Annotated in this window: 15 protein-coding genes; 11 read left to right on the plus strand and 4 right to left on the minus strand. The window is 68.9% G+C overall.

What is annotated here, in order from left to right:
- Window position 1 precedes the first annotated feature (1 nt).
- On the plus strand, window positions 2–1,576 hold the full coding sequence (locus Y958_RS06715; RefSeq protein WP_186291294.1) for a PepSY-associated TM helix domain-containing protein: 1,575 nt from the start codon (window positions 2–4) through the stop codon (window positions 1,574–1,576).
- Here the strand turns inward: Y958_RS06715 and Y958_RS06720 are convergent.
- Window positions 1,573–2,034, minus strand: a complete 462-nt coding sequence (locus Y958_RS06720; protein WP_088871390.1) for an acyl-CoA thioesterase — start codon at window positions 2,032–2,034, stop codon at window positions 1,573–1,575. The two genes, Y958_RS06715 and Y958_RS06720, sit on opposite strands and share 4 nt — an antisense overlap.
- Window positions 2,035–2,154: 120 nt before the next feature.
- Window positions 2,155–3,816 (minus strand): long-chain-fatty-acid--CoA ligase, encoded by a 1,662-nt coding sequence (locus Y958_RS06725; RefSeq protein ID WP_211098558.1) that lies wholly within the window; start codon window positions 3,814–3,816, stop codon window positions 2,155–2,157.
- A 300-nt stretch (window positions 3,817–4,116) separates the two neighbouring features.
- On the opposite strand from Y958_RS06725, the gene Y958_RS06730 reads away from it, so the two are divergent.
- Both Y958_RS06730 and Y958_RS06735 read left to right on the plus strand, forming a co-directional pair.
- Entirely contained in the window at window positions 4,117–5,418 is a 1,302-nt protein-coding gene (locus tag Y958_RS06730; RefSeq protein ID WP_088871392.1) for an outer membrane beta-barrel protein, read from the plus strand.
- 36 nt (window positions 5,419–5,454) lie between these two features.
- On the plus strand, window positions 5,455–5,898 hold the full coding sequence (locus Y958_RS06735) for a septal ring lytic transglycosylase RlpA family protein (RefSeq protein WP_088871393.1): 444 nt from the start codon (window positions 5,455–5,457) through the stop codon (window positions 5,896–5,898).
- Between the two features lie 575 nt (window positions 5,899–6,473).
- Here the strand turns inward: Y958_RS06735 and Y958_RS06740 are convergent.
- Both Y958_RS06740 and Y958_RS06745 read right to left on the minus strand, forming a co-directional pair.
- Window positions 6,474–8,120, minus strand: a complete 1,647-nt coding sequence (locus Y958_RS06740; protein ID WP_088871394.1) for an ankyrin repeat domain-containing protein — start codon at window positions 8,118–8,120, stop codon at window positions 6,474–6,476.
- A gap of 175 nt (window positions 8,121–8,295) precedes the next feature.
- Window positions 8,296–8,919, minus strand: a complete 624-nt coding sequence (locus Y958_RS06745) for a hypothetical protein (protein WP_088871395.1) — start codon at window positions 8,917–8,919, stop codon at window positions 8,296–8,298.
- A gap of 446 nt (window positions 8,920–9,365) precedes the next feature.
- Between Y958_RS06745 and kdpF the strand changes: the two genes are divergently transcribed.
- From kdpF to Y958_RS06785, 8 genes are all read left to right on the plus strand, one after another.
- Entirely contained in the window at window positions 9,366–9,452 is an 87-nt protein-coding gene (kdpF, locus tag Y958_RS31260; RefSeq protein ID WP_081486685.1) for a K(+)-transporting ATPase subunit F, read from the plus strand.
- Window positions 9,453–9,495: 43 nt separating this feature from the next.
- Window positions 9,496–11,223, plus strand: coding sequence for a potassium-transporting ATPase subunit KdpA (gene kdpA / locus Y958_RS06755; protein WP_088871397.1), 1,728 nt, complete (start codon window positions 9,496–9,498; stop codon window positions 11,221–11,223).
- Between the two features lie 67 nt (window positions 11,224–11,290).
- Window positions 11,291–13,432, plus strand: coding sequence for a potassium-transporting ATPase subunit KdpB (gene kdpB / locus Y958_RS06760; RefSeq protein ID WP_425600674.1), 2,142 nt, complete (start codon window positions 11,291–11,293; stop codon window positions 13,430–13,432).
- Window positions 13,433–13,448: 16 nt separating this feature from the next.
- On the plus strand, window positions 13,449–14,060 hold the full coding sequence (gene kdpC, locus Y958_RS06765) for a potassium-transporting ATPase subunit KdpC (protein WP_088871398.1): 612 nt from the start codon (window positions 13,449–13,451) through the stop codon (window positions 14,058–14,060).
- Window positions 14,061–14,306: 246 nt separating this feature from the next.
- The gene (locus Y958_RS06770; RefSeq protein ID WP_186291295.1) at window positions 14,307–17,009 is read left to right on the plus strand and encodes a sensor histidine kinase; all 2,703 of its coding nucleotides are present in this window, start codon (window positions 14,307–14,309) and stop codon (window positions 17,007–17,009) included.
- A gap of 10 nt (window positions 17,010–17,019) precedes the next feature.
- The gene (locus Y958_RS06775) at window positions 17,020–17,721 is read left to right on the plus strand and encodes a response regulator (protein ID WP_088871399.1); all 702 of its coding nucleotides are present in this window, start codon (window positions 17,020–17,022) and stop codon (window positions 17,719–17,721) included.
- 203 nt (window positions 17,722–17,924) lie between these two features.
- Entirely contained in the window at window positions 17,925–18,440 is a 516-nt protein-coding gene (locus Y958_RS06780) for a PTS sugar transporter subunit IIA (protein ID WP_088872530.1), read from the plus strand.
- Between the two features lie 123 nt (window positions 18,441–18,563).
- Window positions 18,564–19,352, plus strand: coding sequence for a CBS domain-containing protein (locus Y958_RS06785; RefSeq protein ID WP_186291296.1), 789 nt, complete (start codon window positions 18,564–18,566; stop codon window positions 19,350–19,352).
- Window positions 19,353–19,468: the final 116 nt, after the last annotated feature.

Genomic DNA, 19,468 nt, shown 5'->3' on the forward strand with positions numbered 1-19,468 from the left:
CATGCTGAAGCGCATCGCCGCCCGCGTCCTGGCCCGCCGCAAGGCCGACCCCGCCGCCGCCACGTCCCGCGCCCGGGGCGGCTTCGTCCAGTCCTCCCTGGCCGGGCATTCCGCCCTGGGGCTGGGGCTGGGGGCGCTGATCTACATCGTCTGCCTCAGCGGGGCCGTCGCCGTCTTCGCCGATGACCTCAGCCGCTGGGAATGGGCCGGCACCCCGGAGACCGCCGCCCTGGCGCCGGAGGTGGTGGACCAGGCCCTGGCCGCCGGCTTGGCGCGGGCATCCGCCCAGGCGGGCGGGGCGGAGAAGGTGACCGGCCTTTACGGCCTGCTGCCCCGGCCGGACTGGCCCCATCTGGCGGTGCGCGCCTACACGCCAGCGGGCGCGGTCACCTGGCGGGCCGGCGCCGACGGCGCGCTGGCCGACACGCCGTCCGACGCCTGGACCGACTTTATCGGCGAGGTCCACATGGAACTGAGCCTGCCGGGAGTGTGGGCGGGCCTGGCCGTGGGCACGGTCGGCATCGCGCTGCTGTCGCTGCTCTTCTCCGGCATCCTGGCCCATCCGCGCATCTTCCGCGACGCCTTCGCCCTGCGGCTGACCGGGGCGCGGCGCCTGGGCCTGGCCGACCTGCACAACCGGCTCAGCGTCTGGGGGCTGCCCTTCCACATCGCCATCACCGTCACCGGCGCGCTGTTCGCGCTGGCCAGCCTGATGATCCTGACCGTGGCCCAGGTGGGCTACAAAGGGGACCTCGCCCGCGCCTACGCCCCCTTGAGCGGCGCCCAGGTCGCGGCCGACGCCGGCCCGCGGCCCTTGCCGCCCATCGCCCTGCTGCAGGCCCAGGTGGCGGACCCCACGCCAGGGGCGGCACGCATCTCCCGCTTCTATTATGTCGAGCGGCCGGGCACGAAGGGGCAGCGCATCCTGCTGGACATGACCCGCCACGACGGTCTGACCCAGGGCGACCGCAACTATTTCGATGGCGAGGGCAAGCTGCTGGCGCCGTTGGGCTTCCTGGACGGGCCCGTGGGCATGCGCGTCTATGGCGCCTCGCTGGCCTTGCATTGCGCCACCTACGGCGGCCTGCCGGTGCGCCTGGTCTATGGCGTGCTGGGCCTGGCGCTCAGCATCGTTACCGCCACGGGGTTTTCCATCTTCCTGGCCCGGCGGCGCGATCGGGGCCGGCCGCTGCCCCGGCTGGAACGGGCCTGGGCCGGCGTGACCTGGGGCGTGCCCCTGGCGGCGACCGTCTCGGCCGCCTTCACCCTGGCGCCCGATCTGGCGCGGGAGGCGGTCTATCTCTGGAGCTTCTGGGGCCTGGTGGCGATCCTGCCGCTGTTGAGCTTGGCGGCGCCCACGGGTGAGCGGGCGTCGCGGACCTTGCGCCTGCTTCTGGGGGCCGCCCTGGTGCTGCTGGCCGGTGCCCACGCCGCCCGCCATGGCACGGATTTGCCGGCGGCGGCGTTGGTGGTGGATTTGGTGCTGGCCCTGGCCGGCGCGGGCTTTGTCTTCAGCACCGGTCTGGTCGGCCACCGCGCCCGGACCCTGGCCGCCCAGGCCAACCCCGCGCCTTAAGCCTTTTCCGCCGGCGCCGCCACCATGGTGCGCAGCACGGCCGCCACATCCTCCGGGATGGGGGTGGGGCGGCGGGTGGCGTTGTCGACATAGACATGGACGTAGTGCCCGGCGGCGGCCGGCACGTCCTCGTCATTGCGGAACAGCGCCAGTTCATAGCGCACGCTGCTGCGCCCCATGTGCGCCACCCGCACGCCCACCGTCACCCGGTCGGGGAAGGTGATGGGTGCGAAATACCGGCACTGCGTCTCCACCACCAGGGCGATGGCGGTACCCCGATCCGGCGCCAGCACGCCCTTCTCGATCATGTGCTGGTTCACCGCCGTGTCGAAATAGCTGTAGTAGACCACGTTGTTGACGTGGCCATAGGCGTCATTGTCGGCCCAGCGGGTGGTGATGGGCTGGAAGTGGCGGTAGTCGGCGCGGCTTTCCGGAATGTTCGTGGCCGGGGTGCTCATGGGACGCGGGCTTCCTTGGGAATATGGGGACGGATGCCCGCTAGGAGATACCCGCGAAGACGGCGATGGCGCCATCGGTTTTGCCGGGGCGCCGTTCCGTTTCAAGGTGCTGGCTGGCGTTTATTCCGCCGCCGACGTCGCCACCCTTTCAGGCCCCTGGGCGGCTTTCGCGCGTTCCTCGGCCACCAGGGGCTGCTTCCACAGCTTGCCCACGGCGGTCTTGGGCAGCATGTCGCGGAACTCCAGCGCCGCCGGCAGCTCATGTCGGCCCAGCTTGTCGGCCAGGAAGGCGCGCAGATCCTCCAGGCTGAAGGCGGCGGCGCCCGGGCGCAGGGTGACGAAGGCCTTGGCGCTTTCGCCGCGATAGCTGTCGGGGATGCCGATGACGATCACCTCCGCCACGGCGGGGTGTTCGTAGATCGCCTCCTCCACCACGCGGGGATAGACGTTGTAGCCGCCGGACAGGATCATGTCCTTGCGCCGGTCGACGATGAACATGAAGCCGTCATCGTCCAGGTAGCCGATGTCGCCGGTGCGGAACAGGCCGTCGATGAAGGCGTCGCGCGTCTCCTCCGGCTGCTTGTAATAGCCCTGGGTGACGTTCCGGCCCCTGATGCAGATCTCCCCCTTCTCGTTCGCGCCCAGGGCCTTGTGCGGGTCGGTCAGGTCGCGGATCTCGATGGTGATGCCGGGCATGGGGATGCCGGCGGAGCCGACCTTGCGCCGGTGCGGCGGGGTGATGGTGCCGGCGGGGCTGGTCTCGCTCATGCCCCAGCCTTCCAGCACCGGCTTGCCGGTGGCGGCCTCGAACTCATGGGCCAGTTCCACGGGCAGGGGCGCGCCGCCGCTGCCCACGAACTTCAGGCTGCTGAAGTCGATGTCCTTCACCCGGGGGCTGGAGGCGATGGCCCGGTGCATGGTGGGCACGCCGGCGAACAGGGTGGGCCGGTGGTCGCGGATGCTGTCCAGCACGGCATCGGTGTCCCAACGGGGATGCAGGATCAGGCAGTAACCGTTGCGCATGGCCCGCACCATCAGCGTATCCAGCGCGTAGATGTGGAATAGGGGCAGCACCACCATCATGCGTTCCTGGCCCGGCGTCAGGCCCATGAAGCGGCTGAACACGTCATAGGCCCCGGCCGAGGCGCTGAGGTTCTGGTGGGTCAGCATGGCGGGCTTGGGCAGGCCGGTGGTGCCGCCGGAGAACTGCAGCGTGGCCAGGTCGTCCAGCGCGCGCTTGGGCCAGCCGGCGGCCGGCGGTTCCGCCGGCGCCAGCAGGGCGGTGTAGGGCAGGGCGCCGCTGGGCAGGGCCTCCGCCGGCACGCCCTGGCCGGCGAAGTCGGTGGGGCCGGCCACCACCAGGCGCACCCCATCGGCCAGGGGCAGCTTGTCCGCCAGGCCGGCGAAGCTGATGACCAGGCGGATGTCGGCCTTGGTCTGCTTGTGCGTCAGCTCCCGCTCCGCATCCAGCGGGCTCAGCGGAACGACCACGCCGCCGGCCTTCAGCACGGCATAGAAGGCCAGCACGAAATGAGGGGTGTTGGGCAGGTGCAGGCCGACATGCACGCCCGGGCCCACGCCCAGCTTGGCCAGGTTGGCCGCCACGCGGGCGCACAGCGCGCCGAAGGTGGCGAAGTCCATGGTCTGGCCCATGCAGATCAGGAAAGGATTGGTGGGCCAGGTGGCGACGGCGTGGTCCAAATCCTCCACCAAGGTGGGCAGGGGCGGTTCGCTGTTCCACTCGATGCCCGGCGGATAGGACTTTTCCCACAGCATGGTCATGCGCTGGTCTCCTCCCATTATGCGCCCGCCTTCATGCCGAGGCGGGGTTAGTCGGCGCTATGCTTTCACAAGCGGTAGGCGTTTGCCAAGGGTGACGGATGACGCGGTCACATTGTTCAACAATGGGGGTAGGCGGCGCTAACGGTTAGCCCGGGGAGGGCGGCCCCGGGACGGCAGGTTGAATAAAGGCTTTTTGATTTTCGCCCCCCGGCTTTCACATCGAACTTTAAGGCGGCCTTGACGTCTCTTGGCGTCCAAGCCGGCACCCCGCCGGCGAAGAAGATCAAGAGATGCCTTCCCATGTCGCATTCCATCCAGTCCACCATTCCCCGCCGCCGCCGCCGCACCGCGCTGCGCATCGCCTCGGCCACGGCCGCCTGCGCCCTGATGCTGGGCGCCGCCGCCGCCCGCGCGGATGAGGACGCTGCCGCGCCCGCTGCGGCGCCCGCCGGCATCACCGTCAGCGGCCTGGTGGAGGCCGGCATCACGGCGGCGGACCATGGCGCCGACCGCGGCCCCAACTATGGCCACCTGTTCACCGACCGTACGGACCAGCTGGTGCTGAACCAGGCCGTTGGCACCATCGCCAAGGATGCCGGTTCGGGCGACGACTTCGGCTGGGGCTTCAAGCTGCAGGGCATGTACGGCACCGATGCCCGCTACACCCACTTCCTGGGTGAACTGGACCGCACCATCGGCGAGCGCACGCAGCTGGACATCGTGGAGGCCAACGTGGCTTTTCACGTGCCCGACGTTGCCGGCGGCAGCCTGGACCTGAAGGTGGGGCAGTACGCCTCGCCCCTGGGCGCGGAGACCATCGTGGCGTCCAGCAACCCGCTGTACAGCCACAGCTACATCTTCAACTTCGGCCTGCCGTTCAAGCACACCGGTGCCTTGGCCACCCTGCACCTGTCGGGCGGCATCGATCTCTACGGCGGCGTCGACAGCGGCGTGAACACCAGCCTGGGGCGCGATGGCGACAACAACGACGCCTGGTCCGGCATCTTCGGCTTCGGTTACGCCAACGCCGACAGCACCGTCACCCTGGTGGCCCTGACCCATGTCGGGCCGGAGAACGCCAGCACCAAGGCTCCCCTGGGACTTAAGAACGCCAATGACGAGGCGCGCTGGATCAACGACGCCGTGCTGACGGTGAAGGCCAGCGACGCCCTGACCCTGATCACCGAGCTGAACTATGTCCGCGACGATCTGGTGAAGGCGGAGGCGTTCGGCGCCGCTCAGTACGCCACCTGGAAGTATAGCGACGCGGTTTCGCTGACCCTGCGGACTGAGCTGTTCCGCGACGTCCAGGGCTTCTACGTCGCTGCCTTCCAGGGCAACCAGGACTATGTGCTGGCGGAGGCCGGGCAGCCCACGCGCGCGCCGGTGTTGTCGGCGGGGCAGGGGGCGACCTATATGGCGCTGACCGCGGGTGTGACGTGGAAGCCGGCGGCCACCCTGGGTTGGGACGCCCTTCCCGACGGCCTCGCCCTGCGGCCGGAGGTGCGCTACGACCGCTCGCTGGGCGACGCCCGGCCCTTCGCCGGTGATCAGGGACAGACCACCTTCGGCCTGGACGTGCTGATTCCCTTCGGCGGCTAAGCCCCGACCCATTTCAACAACGACGGCGAGAGTCCCATGAGGACGCAGCGATGGGGTTGCCTAGCCTTGGGTGCCGGGCTGGCGCTTGCGCCGGCCTTGGCCCTGGGGAACACCACGACAGGGGATGACCACACCCAGGTCGGCAAGGCCAGCTGGTACGGGCGGGAGCATGCGGGCCACCGCACCGCCAGCGGCGAAGCCTACGACCCCGAGGGACTGACCGCCGCCCACCGCACCCTGCCCCTGGGCACGGTGATCGAGGTGTCGGCCCATGGCCAGGTGGTGCAGGTGCGGGTGAACGACCGGGGACCCTTCGTGAAGGGCCGGGTGCTGGACCTGTCGGCCGCGGCCGCCCGGGTCCTGGGCCTGGATCGCACCGGCACGGCCGTGGTCAACATCCGCCCCACCGGCGCCGTCTGTCCCGCCAACCGCGCGTGCGATGCGGTGCCGCAACTGGTGGCGGAGGCGGGATCGCCCTGACGCCTCAAGCGGAGAGATCCCCACCCTCGAGAGGGCCGGAAATACGCGTGCCGGCCCTTGTCAGAATATTTTTAATGAGAAAATGCACACAAATTCCGGATAACCCATATTAATGTCAATATGCCCTATGCTCCGATTTCACTGTGATGTGAGTAATGTCTCAACTTGGGTTATGGCCCTCATCTTTGGCTGCCGCTCTATTGTTAACGGCGTGTTCTCCAGACCAGTCGTATACCGAGCAAAGACGCATTACTACCCCAGGCAAAGGCATCGATGCGGTCGTGGCTGAGGTGGCAACGGATGCAACTGTAGCCACGCCGACAGTTGTAATATTAGTGGAAGAAGGAAAGCCGGTAGTGGGGGAGCCTATTTTCCGCGCGGATCATGTCGTGAGAATAGATTTACACTGGGATGACCCCCACACCCTTGTCATTCACGCCGATAAGGCGCGGGTGTTCCTTAGTCGTACGGTCCAGGTGATTAATGGACGCACCATTGCCATACAGACTGATATCGGGATGCGCGAATAACGACCTAACCCTGGTCATTGGACCATAGATGAGTAGGGCATCGGTTCAGGCGGCGGCCAACAGGGCCTCCGTCACCTCCTCCGAGAACCACTTCCTGTGGCCATCGATCAGGACGCCACCCTGGCCGTCTGCCGGTGCCTTGGCCACCGGCATGCCGTGGGCCAGCAGGGCCTGGGCGCAGGCCACCCAATCCCCGCTGTCCTCCGGCTGGTTGAGCGTCGCCCAGGACAGGGTGCCGCTGACATCGTCGCCGTAGCCGTGCCTCTCCGTCCAGCGGGCGCCGTGGTCCAGCAGGAAGCGGGTGAGGGCGGCGTCGCCCCGGAACACGGCGTGGTTCAGGGCGGTGGCGTTCCAGTCCCCGGCCAGCACGGTCAGGGGCCAGCCCAATCGGACCATGACGGCGATGGCGTTGTCGCAGCCCCCCTGCGCCGCCAGTTCCGGCAGCAGGCGCCGCTGCCGGTCCGACAGGCTGGCGGGCAGGTCCGGCCGCTGGGCCTGGAGGGCGCGCGCCGCTGCCTCATCCCCGGCGGCACAGGCGGCGACGAACTGGTCCTCCAGCGACAGCGCAGCACCTCCGCCCGCCTGGCGCAGCACCTCCGCCACATCCGCCATGCCGAAGCGCAGGGCGACCGTGTAGGCGCTGGTACCGTCCGGCAGGCGGGCGGCCGGGTCGGCGCCCGCCGCCAGCAGGGCCGCGATGTGCGCGGCGGAGCGGCGCCGGTAGATGGCCCACAGCAGCGGCGATCCCCAGTCGGAGATGGGGCGATTGCGCGCCGGTTCATTGGCGTCGCCGCCATGGGCCAGCAGCAGCCGAAGCACCGGCAGATTGTCCAGGTCCAATGCCCGGTACAGGACATTGGTGCCCGCGACAACGGCACCGGCCCTTAGCAGCAATTCCACGCAGGCCGTGCTTTCCAGGGCATGATACAGGGACTCCCCGTCATTGGGGTCGGCCCCGGCATCCAGCAGCAGGGCGGTCAGGACCGGGTCATGGTTCTGCCCGGCGGCGCCATAAAGGGCCGACAGCCGCTCCGTTTCCGACGGCTGGGCCACGCTGGCGGGCGGCCAGCGGTTGCCCACCGCCTGGTTGGGATCGGCACCCGCTGCCAGCAAGGCCTGGGCGCAGGCGTGGAGGCGCCCGGCGACCTCCGGCACCCGCGCCAGGCTGGAGTGGGCGACCGCCACCAGGGGCGGCAGTCGCAGCGGGCCGCCGGCGCGGTTGACCCATGCGGGGTCTTGGGCGATGGCCTGGCGCACGCGCTCCACATCGCCGATGGCGCAGGCTAGGATGGGATCGCCCGCCGCCACATCCGGGTTCTCCGCCAGCAGGCGCAAAGCGGCGGCTGGCCGCGGACGGCGCATGCTGCCGCTGATGTCACCGGGATACACCAGGCGCAACCATTCAAGCCGGGCCTCCGCCCTGTTGGCCGAGGTGGCCCGGCGACTGGCGACGAAGGCATCCAGCTCGGCCCAGGAGGGGAAGCCATATTCGCGCGCCAGGCAGGATTGGGCGTCGTGCAGGCGCAGCGTCAGCGCCGCCAGGGCCGCGTCGTCCTTGCCTCGGGCCGCCGGCAGGCTGGCCCGGAAGCGGGCGAGGGCGTCGGCGTCACCGCGCCGGTAGGACGCCAGCAGTTCCTTGGCCTGGCGTTTCAACTGGTCGATATGGGGATGGTCGGGAAGGGATCGGGTCATAAGCGAACCTCCGTGCATGAGGCGCCGACGACCCGCAAATCCGGCTGCACAAAGGTCAGGTGTGACCGCGCAGGATATGGCCAGTGGGCTCAGCCCTTCCCGCGGGTCCGGTGGCGGCTTGGCGACCGCACCACCGGACGATAGGGCAGGGTGCGCCCATGGTCAATTGAGCTTGTCAGCCACCGCCCACCGGCAGCGGCTCACCCAGGCAGTGCTCGATGGCGCGCGTGTCGTCGCAGCGGGGGGCGCCGGCGCGCAGGCGCTGGGTCAGGTCGCGCAGGCAAGTGGCGATGCCGCCGGCGCGGATGGCCAGGGGCGAGTCCAGGAAGGCGCGGTCCTTGTCGTGGGCGGCCAGGGCCAGGCCGAAGTCCAGCTCCTGCTCCAGGCTTTGCGCCAAGTCGCCCGCCAGGCGGTCGCTGCCCACCGGGTCGCAGCGCTTGCCGCCCTTCTTGCGCGCCGCCGCGTGAGCCTGCACCACGGCGCGCCAATGGGCGTCGCTGGCCATGACATAGGCGTAGGCCAGAGGGCTGTTGGGGTAGGCGCTGCTGTACGCGGCGTAGGCCTTGCCATACTCGCCCCGGCGATAGGCGCGGTCCCCCTGCGCCGTCAGGGCCCGTGCCGCCTTCACGTCGGCCGGCGTCTGCCGCTGGCGGGCGGCATCGGCCTGGGCCAGGCGGTCGGCCCTGGCGGCGGGGGTGCTCGCCGGTGTGCTGGCGGCGGGTGGGGCATCGGCGGCGTGCGCGCCGCCGGCCAGCATCAAGGCGGTCAAAGCGGCCAGCCAGCGAAAGCGTGTCGTCATGGGTTCTTTTCCGCAGCGCCGGGGTGTCGCTCCCGTTTCCAGGGAGAACTTATCCGCCGTTTGCCGGGAATTGCCAAAGGGATTGCGGCAGCTCCGTTCCGCCGCCCTTTATTCGTCCCCATGCCGGATTTTCCATGCATCCAATCGGAATAGGTGCTCAACCCATTGAGGTCGGGGCGGTTTTGCCCGTCAGCCCGCGCCTTCCGCGCCGGCCGCCGTTAAAATCCTTTTATTTCCAGCCCCCGGCTTTGCCATCGAATTTTGATGGCCATCGGCTGTCTCCTCAGCATCGACCCATCCCGCCCGGAAAGCGTCCCGTCGAGGGCCTTCCGGGTTTCGTTCGTGAGGAACATCCGCATGCTCGACGTCATCCTGCTCGCCCTGCTGGTGGGGCTTTTCGGCCTGGGCGTGGCTTACGCCTACGCCTGCGAAAGGCTGTGACCGCCATGTTCGACCTGATCCTGGGCGCCGCCGTCTCGGTCGGCCTGACCCTTTACCTCGTCTACGTCCTGATCCGGCCCGAGCGCTTCTGAGCGCGGTCCGCAGGCCCCATACGCGTATGCGGAGACTTCCCCCGTGACTTTCAACGGCATTCTACAGATCGCGCTGTTCGCGGCGATCATCCTGGTCCTGACGCGGCCCCTGGGCGGCTTCATGACCCGCGTCTTCTCCGGCGAGAACACCCTGTTCGGCCGCGTCTTCGGCCCTGTCGAGCGCGCCCTCTACCGCGTCTGCGGCGTGGATGAGACAGCGGAGCAGCACTGGCTGACCTATGCCGTCGCCATGATGCTGTTCAATCTGGTGGGTGCTCTGGTGCTGTACGCGCTGATGCGCTTGCAGGCCCTGTTGCCCTTCAATCCACAGGGTCAGGCGGCGGTGGCGCCGGACCTGTCCTTCAACACCGCCATCAGCTTCGTGACGAACACCAACTGGCAGTCCTATGGCGGCGAGACCACCATGGGCTATCTGGTGCAGATGGCGGGCCTGACGGTGCAGAACTTCATGTCCGCCGCCACGGGCATCGTGCTGGCGCTGGCGCTGGTGCGCGGCTTCAGCCGCCGCGGCGCCCGCACCATCGGCAATTTCTGGGTCGACCTGACCCGTGCCACCCTCTACGTGCTGCTGCCCGCCTGCGTGGTCCTGACCCTGTTCTACGTCTGGCAGGGCGTGCCGCAGAACCTGCTGGCCTATACCGAGGCGACCACGCTGGAAGGGGCCAAGCAGATCATCGCACAGGGCCCCGTGGCCTCGCAGCTGGCCGTCAAGATGCTGGGCACCAACGGCGGCGGTTTCTTCAACGCCAACTCCGCCCACCCGTTCGAGAACCCCAACGCCCTGGTCAACCTGGTGCAGATGCTGACCATCTTCGCCATCGGCGCCGGCCTGACCAACGTGTTCGGCCGCATGGTGGGCAACGAGCGCCAGGGCTGGGCCATCCTGGCCGCCATGGGCGCCATGTTCATCGTCGGCGTCGGCGTCTGCTACTGGGCCGAGTCCCAGGCCAACCCGCTGTACGCCGGCCTGCCGGTGGACCAGACGGTCAGCGCCCTATCGCCTGGCGGCAACATGGAGGGCAAGGAGGTGCGCTTCGGCATCGCCAACACCGCCCTGTTCGCCACCATCACCACCGACGCCTCCTGCGGCGCCGTCAACGGCTGGCACGACAGCTTCATGCCCCTGGGCGGCATGGTGCCCCTGGTCAACATGCTGCTGGGCGAGGTCATCGTCGGCGGCGTGGGCGCCGGCCTCTACGGCATCCTGCTAATGGCCATCATCGCCATGTTCGTGGCCGGCCTGATGGTGGGCCGCACGCCCGAGTACATCGGCAAGAAGCTGGAGGCGAAGGAGGTGAAGATGACGGTGCTGGCTATCCTGGCCATGCCGCTGGTCATCCTGGTGTTCAGTGCCATCTCCTCCGCCATTCCGGCGGGTGTCGCCGGTATCGCCAACAACGGCCCGCACGGCTTCTCGGAAATCTTCTACGCCTTCTCCTCCGGTGCGGCGAACAACGGCAGCGCCTTCGGCGGCCTGTCGGCCAACACCCTTTGGTACAACGTGAGCCTGGGCGTGACCATGTTCGTGGGCCGCTTCTTCATCATCATCCCGGCCCTGGCCATCGCCGGCGCCCTGGCCGCGAAGAAGTCCGTGCCCGCTTCCGCCGGCACCTTCCCCACCACCGGCCCGCTGTTCGTCAGCCTGCTGGTGGGCGTGATCCTGATCGTGGGCGGCCTGACCTACTTCCCCGCCGTGGCGCTGGGGCCGGTGGTCGAGCACCTGCAGATGATGGCCGGCACCACCTACTGACCCCCGGGTAGAAGCCTTGCATTGGCGTCATCCGTTCTTCGGAGATTTTGAGATGTCATCCCCTTCCATGTTCCACCCGGGGCAGCAGCCGGCGGCCCCCCAGCAGCCGAACGCACCGACCCGCCGGGGCACCAAGTCCGCGCTGCTGGATCCGGCCATCCTGGGCCCGGCGGTCAAGGCCAGCTTCACCAAGCTGAACCCCGCCACCCTGGTGCGTAACCCCGTCATGTTCCTGGTGGCGGCGGTGGCGCTGCTGACCACCGTGCTGCTGGCGCGCGACCTGGCCACTGGCGCACAGGGCACCGGCTTCTCCTTCCAGATCGTGCTGTGGCTGTGGTTCACGGTGCTGTTCGCCAACTTCGCCGAGGCGGTGGCCGAGGGCCGGGGCAAGGCCCAGGCAGACAGCCTGCGCAAGACCCGCACCGAGACGGTGGCCAAGCGCCTGACTGGCCCCATGGTCGCAAGGGGGGCGGCCGTCACCAGCTTTCAGACGGTGGGGGCCGCCGACCTGAAGGTGGGCGACCATGTGGTGGTCGACGCCGGCGACATCATCCCCAGCGATGGTGAGATCGTCGACGGCATCGCGACCGTGGACGAGTCCGCCATCACCGGTGAATCGGCACCCGTGATCCGGGAGAGCGGCGGCGACCGCTCGGCCGTCACCGGCGGCACCCGCGTGCTGTCGGACCGCATCATCGTCCGCATTACGGCGGCGCAAGGCTCCACGTTCCTCGACCGCATGATCGCGCTGGTCGAGGGGGCGGAGCGGCAGAAGACCCCCAACGAGATCGCGCTCAACATCCTGCTGGTGGGCATGAGCCTGATCTTCATCCTGGCGGTCGTCACCATCCCGGGCTTCGCGGCCTACGCCGGCGGCACGGTGTCGGTGGTGGTGCTGGTGGCGCTGTTCGTCACCCTGATCCCCACCACCATCGGCGCGCTGTTGTCCGCCATCGGCATCGCCGGCATGGACCGCCTGGTGCGCTTCAACGTCCTGGCCATGTCCGGCCGCGCGGTGGAGGCGGCGGGCGACGTCGATACCCTGCTGCTGGACAAGACCGGCACCATCACCCTGGGCAACCGCCACGCCGCCGAGTTCATCCCCGTCTCGGGCGTCACCGACAAGGAACTGGCGGAGGCCGCCCAGCTGTCGTCACTGAGCGACGAGACGCCGGAGGGCCGCTCCATCGTCGTGCTGGCCAAGGAAAAGTACGGCTTGCGCGGCAAGGACATGGGGGCCCTGAACGCCCGCTTCGTCCCCTTCGCCGCCCAGACGCGCATGAGCGGCGTTGATCTGGCTAATGAAAACGGGGAGGGCGGCATCCAGATCCGCAAGGGCGCGGTTGACGCCGTGCTGCGCCACGTGACGGCCCTGCGGGGCAGCCAGCCCGTGCGCCATCCGGAGCTGGAGGCCATCACCGAGCGCATCGCCAAGGCCGGCGGCACGCCGCTGGCGGTGGTGCGCAACGACCGGGTGCTGGGCGTCATCTACCTGAAGGACATCGTCAAGGGCGGCATCCGCGACCGCTTTGCCGAACTGCGCCGCATGGGCATCCGCACGGTGATGATCACGGGCGACAACCCGCTGACCGCCGCCGCCATCGCGGCCGAGGCGGGCGTGGACGACTTCCTGGCCCAGGCCACGCCAGAGGACAAGCTGGCCCTGATCCGCAAGGAACAGGCCGAGGGCCGCCTGGTCGCCATGTGCGGCGACGGCACCAACGACGCCCCGGCCCTGGCCCAGGCGGACGTGGGCGTGGCCATGAACACCGGCACCCAGGCTGCCCGCGAGGCCGGCAACATGGTGGACCTGGACAGCGACCCGACGAAGCTGATCGAGATCGTGGGCATCGGCAAGCAGCTGCTGATGACCCGCGGCGCCTTGACCACCTTCTCCATCGCCAACGACGTGGCCAAGTACTTCGCCATCATCCCGGCGATGTTCGCGGGCCTGTACCCGGCGCTGAACGCGCTGAACATCATGCACCTGGCCACACCGCAGTCGGCCATCCTGTCGGCCATCATCTTCAACGCCCTGGTCATCATCGCGCTGATCCCGCTGGCCCTGAAGGGCGTGCGGTACCGCGCCCTGCCGGCCGCCAGCCTGCTGTCGCGCAACATGCTGGTCTATGGCCTGGGCGGCATCATCATTCCCTTCATCGGCATCAAGGCCATCGACATGGTCGTGACCGCCGTCGGCCTGGCCTAAAGGAGGCCCGAGAGCCATGCTCAAGCAAATCCGTCCGGCCATCTCGCTGGCCGTCTTCTTCACCGTCGTCTGCGGCCTGATCTATCCCCTGGGCATGACCGGCATCGCCCGCGTCCTGTTCCCGCGCCAGGCCAACGGCAGCCTGATCACCGCCAAGGACGGCACGGTCATCGGGTCCACCCTGATCGGGCAGAACTTCACGTCGGAGAAGTACTTCTGGGGCCGCCCGTCGGTGACCACCGACACCGATCCCAACGACAGCACCAAGACGGTGGCCGCCCCCTACAACGCGGCCAACTCCATGGGCTCCAACCTGGGTCCGACCTCCAAGGCGCTGGTCGACCGTATCGCCGGCGACGCGGAGAAGTATGGCGCCACCAAGGACCACCCCGTGCCGGTGGACTTGGTGACCGCCTCGGCCAGCGGCCTTGACCCCGACATCTCGCCTGCCGGCGCCTATTACCAGGTGGCGCGCGTGGCCAAGGCCCGGGGGATGACCGAGGCCGCCGTGCGAGGCCTGGTGGATGCCCATGTCGAAGGCCGCCTGCTGGGCCTGATCGGCGAGCCGCATGTGAACGTCCTGGCGCTGAACCGCGCCCTGGACGCGGCGCACCCGTCCGGTAACTGATTGTCTTAAAGGGAAAAGCTCGCCGCTTCGGATCCGTTGGCGCTATTGTTGGCCGACGTTCCGGGGCGGCGGCTTTTGCCGTTACAGTAGGGGCCGTTACAGCAGGGGCATGGTCTCATGCCCCTGTAGGCTGCGACCGCAGCCGCTGGAGGTTTCCGGGGAGCGTCAGCGGACTGGAAGCCGAGGATAAGGCAAGCCGGCGGATGCCGGCGCCCGCCGTTTGAGGGCGCATTTGAAAGACCACCCGTGACCAACGCCGATTACATCAACCGCCCGTCGCCGGACGCCTTGCTGAGCCAGGCCATGCAGGAGCGTCGGGGCAAACTGCGCATCTATCTCGGGGCCGCCCCGGGCGTGGGCAAAACCTACCAGATGCTGGAAACGGCGCGGCAGCTGAAGGCGGAGGGCGTGGACGTGGTGGTGGGCGTGGTGGAGACCCACGGCCGACGCGAGACCGAGGCCATGGTGGCCGGGCTGGAGGTCGTGCCCCGCCGGGTGCTGGAGTACAAGGGCCGCACCCTGGAGGAGATGGACATCGACGCCCTGCTGCGCCGCCGTCCCCGCCTGGCCCTGGTGGATGAACTGGCCCACACCAACGCGGCGGGTAGCCGCCACGCCAAGCGCTATTCCGATGTGGAGGAGTTGCTGGCCGCCGGCATCGACGTGCTGACCACGCTGAACATCCAGCATGTGGAAAGCCTGAACGACGTGGTGGCGCAGATCACCCGCATCCGGGTGCGCGAGACGGTGCCCGACAGCGTGCTGGAGATGGCGGACGAGATCGAGGTCATCGACCTGCCGCCGCAGGACCTGATCAAGCGCCTGAACGAGGGCAAGGTCTATATCCGCGAGCAGGCGCAGCGGGCGCTGAAGCATTATTTCTCCCCCGGCAACCTGACGGCCCTGCGCGAACTGGCGCTGCGGCGCACGGCGCAGCGGGTGGACGACCAGATGCTGTCCTACATGCAGCGCCATGCCATCCAGGGCCCCTGGGCGGCGGGCGACCGCGTGCTGGTCTGCGTGTCCGAGGACAGGACCGCCGGCGGCCTGGTGCGCTACGCCAAGCGCCTGGCCGACCGGCTGAAGACCCGCTTCACCGCCCTTTACGTGGAGACCGCGCGCACCCAGCGCCTGACGGAGGCGGCGCGCGACCGCATCGCCGACACCCTGCGCCTGGCGGAGCAGCTGGGGGGCGAGGCCATCACCGTGCCCGGCCGCACCATCGCCGCCGATGTGCTGGGCTACGCCCGCGCCAACAACTTCACCCACATCATCATCGGCAAGTCCGAACGGCCGCGCTGGTTCGAGATCGTGCACGGCTCGGTGGTGCACGAGCTGGTGCGCAAGGCCGGCACCATCTCCGTCCACGTCATTGCCGGCGACGTGGTGGAGGCGGACGAGATCCCGCCCAAGATGGTGCGCACCCGGCCGGAGTCCAGCGGCCTGGCGTGGCAGCCCTATGGCGTGGCGACGCTGATGGTGGGCCTGGCCACCGTGGTCAGCACCCTGCTGGGCAACACCATGGACGTGCGCAATCTCTCGCTCGTCTACATCGCCGCCGTCCTGGCCAGCGCCATCCTGCACGGTTACGGCCCCTCGCTGTTCGCCTCCTGCCTCAGCGTGCTGGCCTACAATTTCTTTTTCCTGCCGCCGCTGTACACCTTCACCATCCGCGACCCGTCCAACGTGGTGGCGCTGGTGTTCTTCACCATCGTCGCCGTCTTCACCAGCCGCCTGACGGCGCGGGTGCGGGAACAGGCGACCATCGCCGCCAACCGCGCCCGCATCACCGCGCAGATGTTCTCCTTCGCGCGCAAGCTGGCCGGCATCGGCGAGATGGAGGATTTGCTGTGGGCCACCACCCACCAGGTGGCGCTGCTGCTGAAGGTGCGCGTCGTGCTGCTGATGCCCGACGACCACGGCGCGCTGGAGGTGCGGGCGGGCTACCCGCCGGAGGACCAGGTGGGGGAGATGGATCTGGCCGCCGCGCGCTGGGCCTATGACAACGCCAAGCCGGCGGGGCGCGGCGCCCCCACGCTACCGGGTACCCAGCGCCTGTTCCTGCCCGTGCGCACGGAACGCGGCGTGGTGGCGGTGGTGGGGGTGGACACCGACGATCCCGGCCCCATCCTGACGCCGGACCAGCGCCGCCTGCTGGACGCCATCATGGACCAGGCGGCCGTGGCCATCGAGCGCGTGAAGCTGGTGCAGGACATCGACAAGGCCCGGCTGGAGGGGGAGACGGAACGCCTGCGCTCCGCCATGCTGACCTCGCTGTCGCACGATTTGCGCACGCCGCTGGCCGCCATCATCGGCACCGCCACCACCCTGAAGAGCGAGGGGGAAGGGCTGGAGCCCGCCACCCGCGCGCAGCTGACCGGCGACTTGCTGGTGGAAGCGGAGCGCATGGGACGCTTCGTGCGCAACCTGCTGGACATGACGCGGCTGGAGGCCGGGCTGGACATCCGCCGCGAGCCGACGGACCTGGTGGACGTGGTGCACACCGCCACCCAGCGGGCCAAGCCCATCCTGGCCGGCCGGCCGCTGGACCTGGACCTGGCGGCCGACCTGCCGCTGGTGCGCACCGACTACCTGCTGCTGGAACAGGTGCTGTTCAACCTGCTGGACAACGCCGCCAAGTATTCCGGGCCCGAGGGCAGGGTGGGCGTGAGCGCGGCGCGCCGGCACAACCATGTCGTCATCCGCGTGATGGATGAGGGCGTGGGCATCCCGCCCGACAGCCTGGAGCGCATCTTCGACAAGTTCTACCGGGTGGAGGCGCGGGACCACCGCCAGGCCGGCACCGGCCTGGGCCTGGCCATCTGCCGCGGCTTCATGACGGCCCTGGGCGGCACCATCAAGGCCGCCAACCGCACGGACAAGACCGGCGCCGTGTTCGAATTGACGCTGCCCACCGATGACGCGCTTGATGCCTGGATGTTGGAATAGGGTCGAGATCATGAGCAAACCCCATCGCATCCTGGTGATCGAGGACGAGGTGGCCATCCGCCGCCTGCTGCGCGCCGTGCTGGCCCCCCAAGGCTGGACCTTGGTGGAGGCGGCGACGGCGCAGGAGGGGCTGGTGCAGGCGCGCCTGCCGGGCGTGGACCTCATCCTGCTGGATCTGGGACTGCCCGACGGCGACGGCCTGGATCTGGTGGGCAAGCTGAAGGCCGAGCGCCCCACGCCCATCATCATCCTGTCCAGCCGCGACCAGGAGGAGGACAAGGTGGCGGCACTGGACCTGGGCGCCGACGACTATGTCACCAAGCCTTTCGGCACGGCGGAGCTGATGGCCCGCATCCGCGCGGCCCTGCGCCATGCCGTGCAGCAGCAGGGCGGCCGGTCGGTGGTGACCGCCGGCGGGCTGGCCATCGACCTCATCAACCGGCAGGTCACACGGGGCGAGGAAAAGCTGCACCTGTCGCCCACGGAGTTCGACCTGCTGCGCTTCCTGGCGGCGCACGCCGGCAAGATTCTGACCCACCGGCAAATCCTCAAGGAAGTCTGGGGGGCCGCCAAGGAAGACGAGGTGCAGTACTTGCGGGTCTATATCCGCATGCTGCGCCAGAAGATTGAAAGCGACCCCAACGCGCCGGGAATCATTCAGACGGAACCCGGCATCGGCTACCGCCTGGTCATTAGCGACGAATCCCTTTGATTCGATAGGGATCTTAAGGAAACGAATCATGGACGGGCATCCATACCCTGCGGGCAGGCGCGTTATGCTGTCGCAGTTGGGGCTTCCCAAAGCCCCCGAGATCGCTTATTTGACGGCCATCGGTCACCAGTACGGTTGTTTTCATGCTCCGCTCCAGCGTGGCGTCCCGATGGGCCTTCGCCGCTCCCAAGGTCGCTGACGTCATGGCGTCGATCGCATCCGATCCGTCATCGGCTCCCACTAGCGGCCCCACCGGCGCCGGTTCCTCCTTGGCGCCGTCCTCCGTCGGGCTGGGCGTCACGGCGGCCTCCAAGGACGCCGTCCTGAAGGAAATCGCCCTGCGCATCGCCGCCGCCGGCGCGCTGGATGTCGGTGCCGTCCTGGACGATCTGCGCGCCCGTGAGGCGCTGGGCTCCACCGGCGTGGGCGCCGGCATCGCCATCCCCCACGCCCGCTTCAGCAGCATCAGCCGCCCCATCGGCGCCTTCGTCCGCTTGGCCAAGCCGGTGGAGTTCGAGGCCATCGACGGTGCGCCCGTGGATCTGGTCTTCGGCCTGCTCACCCCCGTCCATTGCGGCAACGCCCATCTGCAGGCCCTGGCCCGCATCAGCCGCGCCCTGCGCACCCCCGGCCTGGCCGCCACCCTGCGCGCCGCGCCGGATGCTCTGTCCCTGCACGCCCTGGTCGCCCCCATCCTGGATGCCGGGGCCGCCTGCTGAGGTCACCGTTTTTTCGGTCACCGTTTTTTTTCGGGACACATGCGGCCGCTGAATTGAGCCGCATCAAGGACGCGCTCCGGCCTTGAGCCCATGATGGCCCCATCCCAACCGGAGGATGCCGTCATGACCGCGCCCGCCCCGACCTTAGAGATTTTCAAGCCCACCGCCGTTCGCCAGATCATGACGCCGGGCGTCCTGACCGTTCGCCCGGACACGCCCCTGGTCGACGCCTTGCGCCTGATGGTGCGCAATCGCATCAGCGGCCTGCCCGTAGTGGAGGATGACGTCGCCGCCGATGGTGGCGGCTGCCGCGTCGTCGGCGTCCTGACCGAGGGCGACCTGATGCGCCGGGCCGAAACGGGGACCGAGGTCCACGACCGCTGGTGGCAGCGCATGTTCACCACCCCGGGCGACCAGGCGGACCAGTACAGCAAGATGCACGGCCGCCGGGTGGCGGAGGTGATGACGCGCGACGTCCTGACCGTGGAAGTGGACGACGACATCGCCACCGCCGTCGCCCTGATGGATGGCCGCAAGGTGAAGCGGCTGCCGGTGCTGGCCCACGGCCACCTGGCCGGTGTCATCAGCCGCGCCGACGTGGTGCGGGCCCTGCTGCACACCTTCGACCTGGCCACCCCTCCGGGGGAGGAGCCGCCGCTGCTGGACGCCGAAATCCGCTACCGTCTGCTGATGGAATTGGCCGACAAGCGCTGGTGGGCCGACAGCCGAGTGGACGTGGTGGTGGAAAACGGCGTCGTCACCCTGACCGGCGCCGTCTATGACGCCCGGGTGGCCCAGGCCTTCCGCGTGGTGGCGGAGAACGGTCCCGGCGTGCGGGAGGTGCGCGACCATCTGGTGGTGGCCGAGGGCCTGCCCGGCTGGGCCGGCGTCGACAACGCCTTCGTGGCGTGAGGCATCTTTCGCCGGGCGGTTCGGCAGATTTTGACCGGCGGCACCCGCCCTTTCCGGTGTCGCCGGCGGACGACGTTCCTGGAATCAAGGGTTTGGATCTGGCTTAAAAGTTGCAT

The organism is Nitrospirillum viridazoti CBAmc (genome assembly GCF_000730165.1).
GTDB classification, from domain to species: Bacteria; Pseudomonadota; Alphaproteobacteria; order Azospirillales; family Azospirillaceae; genus Nitrospirillum; species Nitrospirillum viridazoti.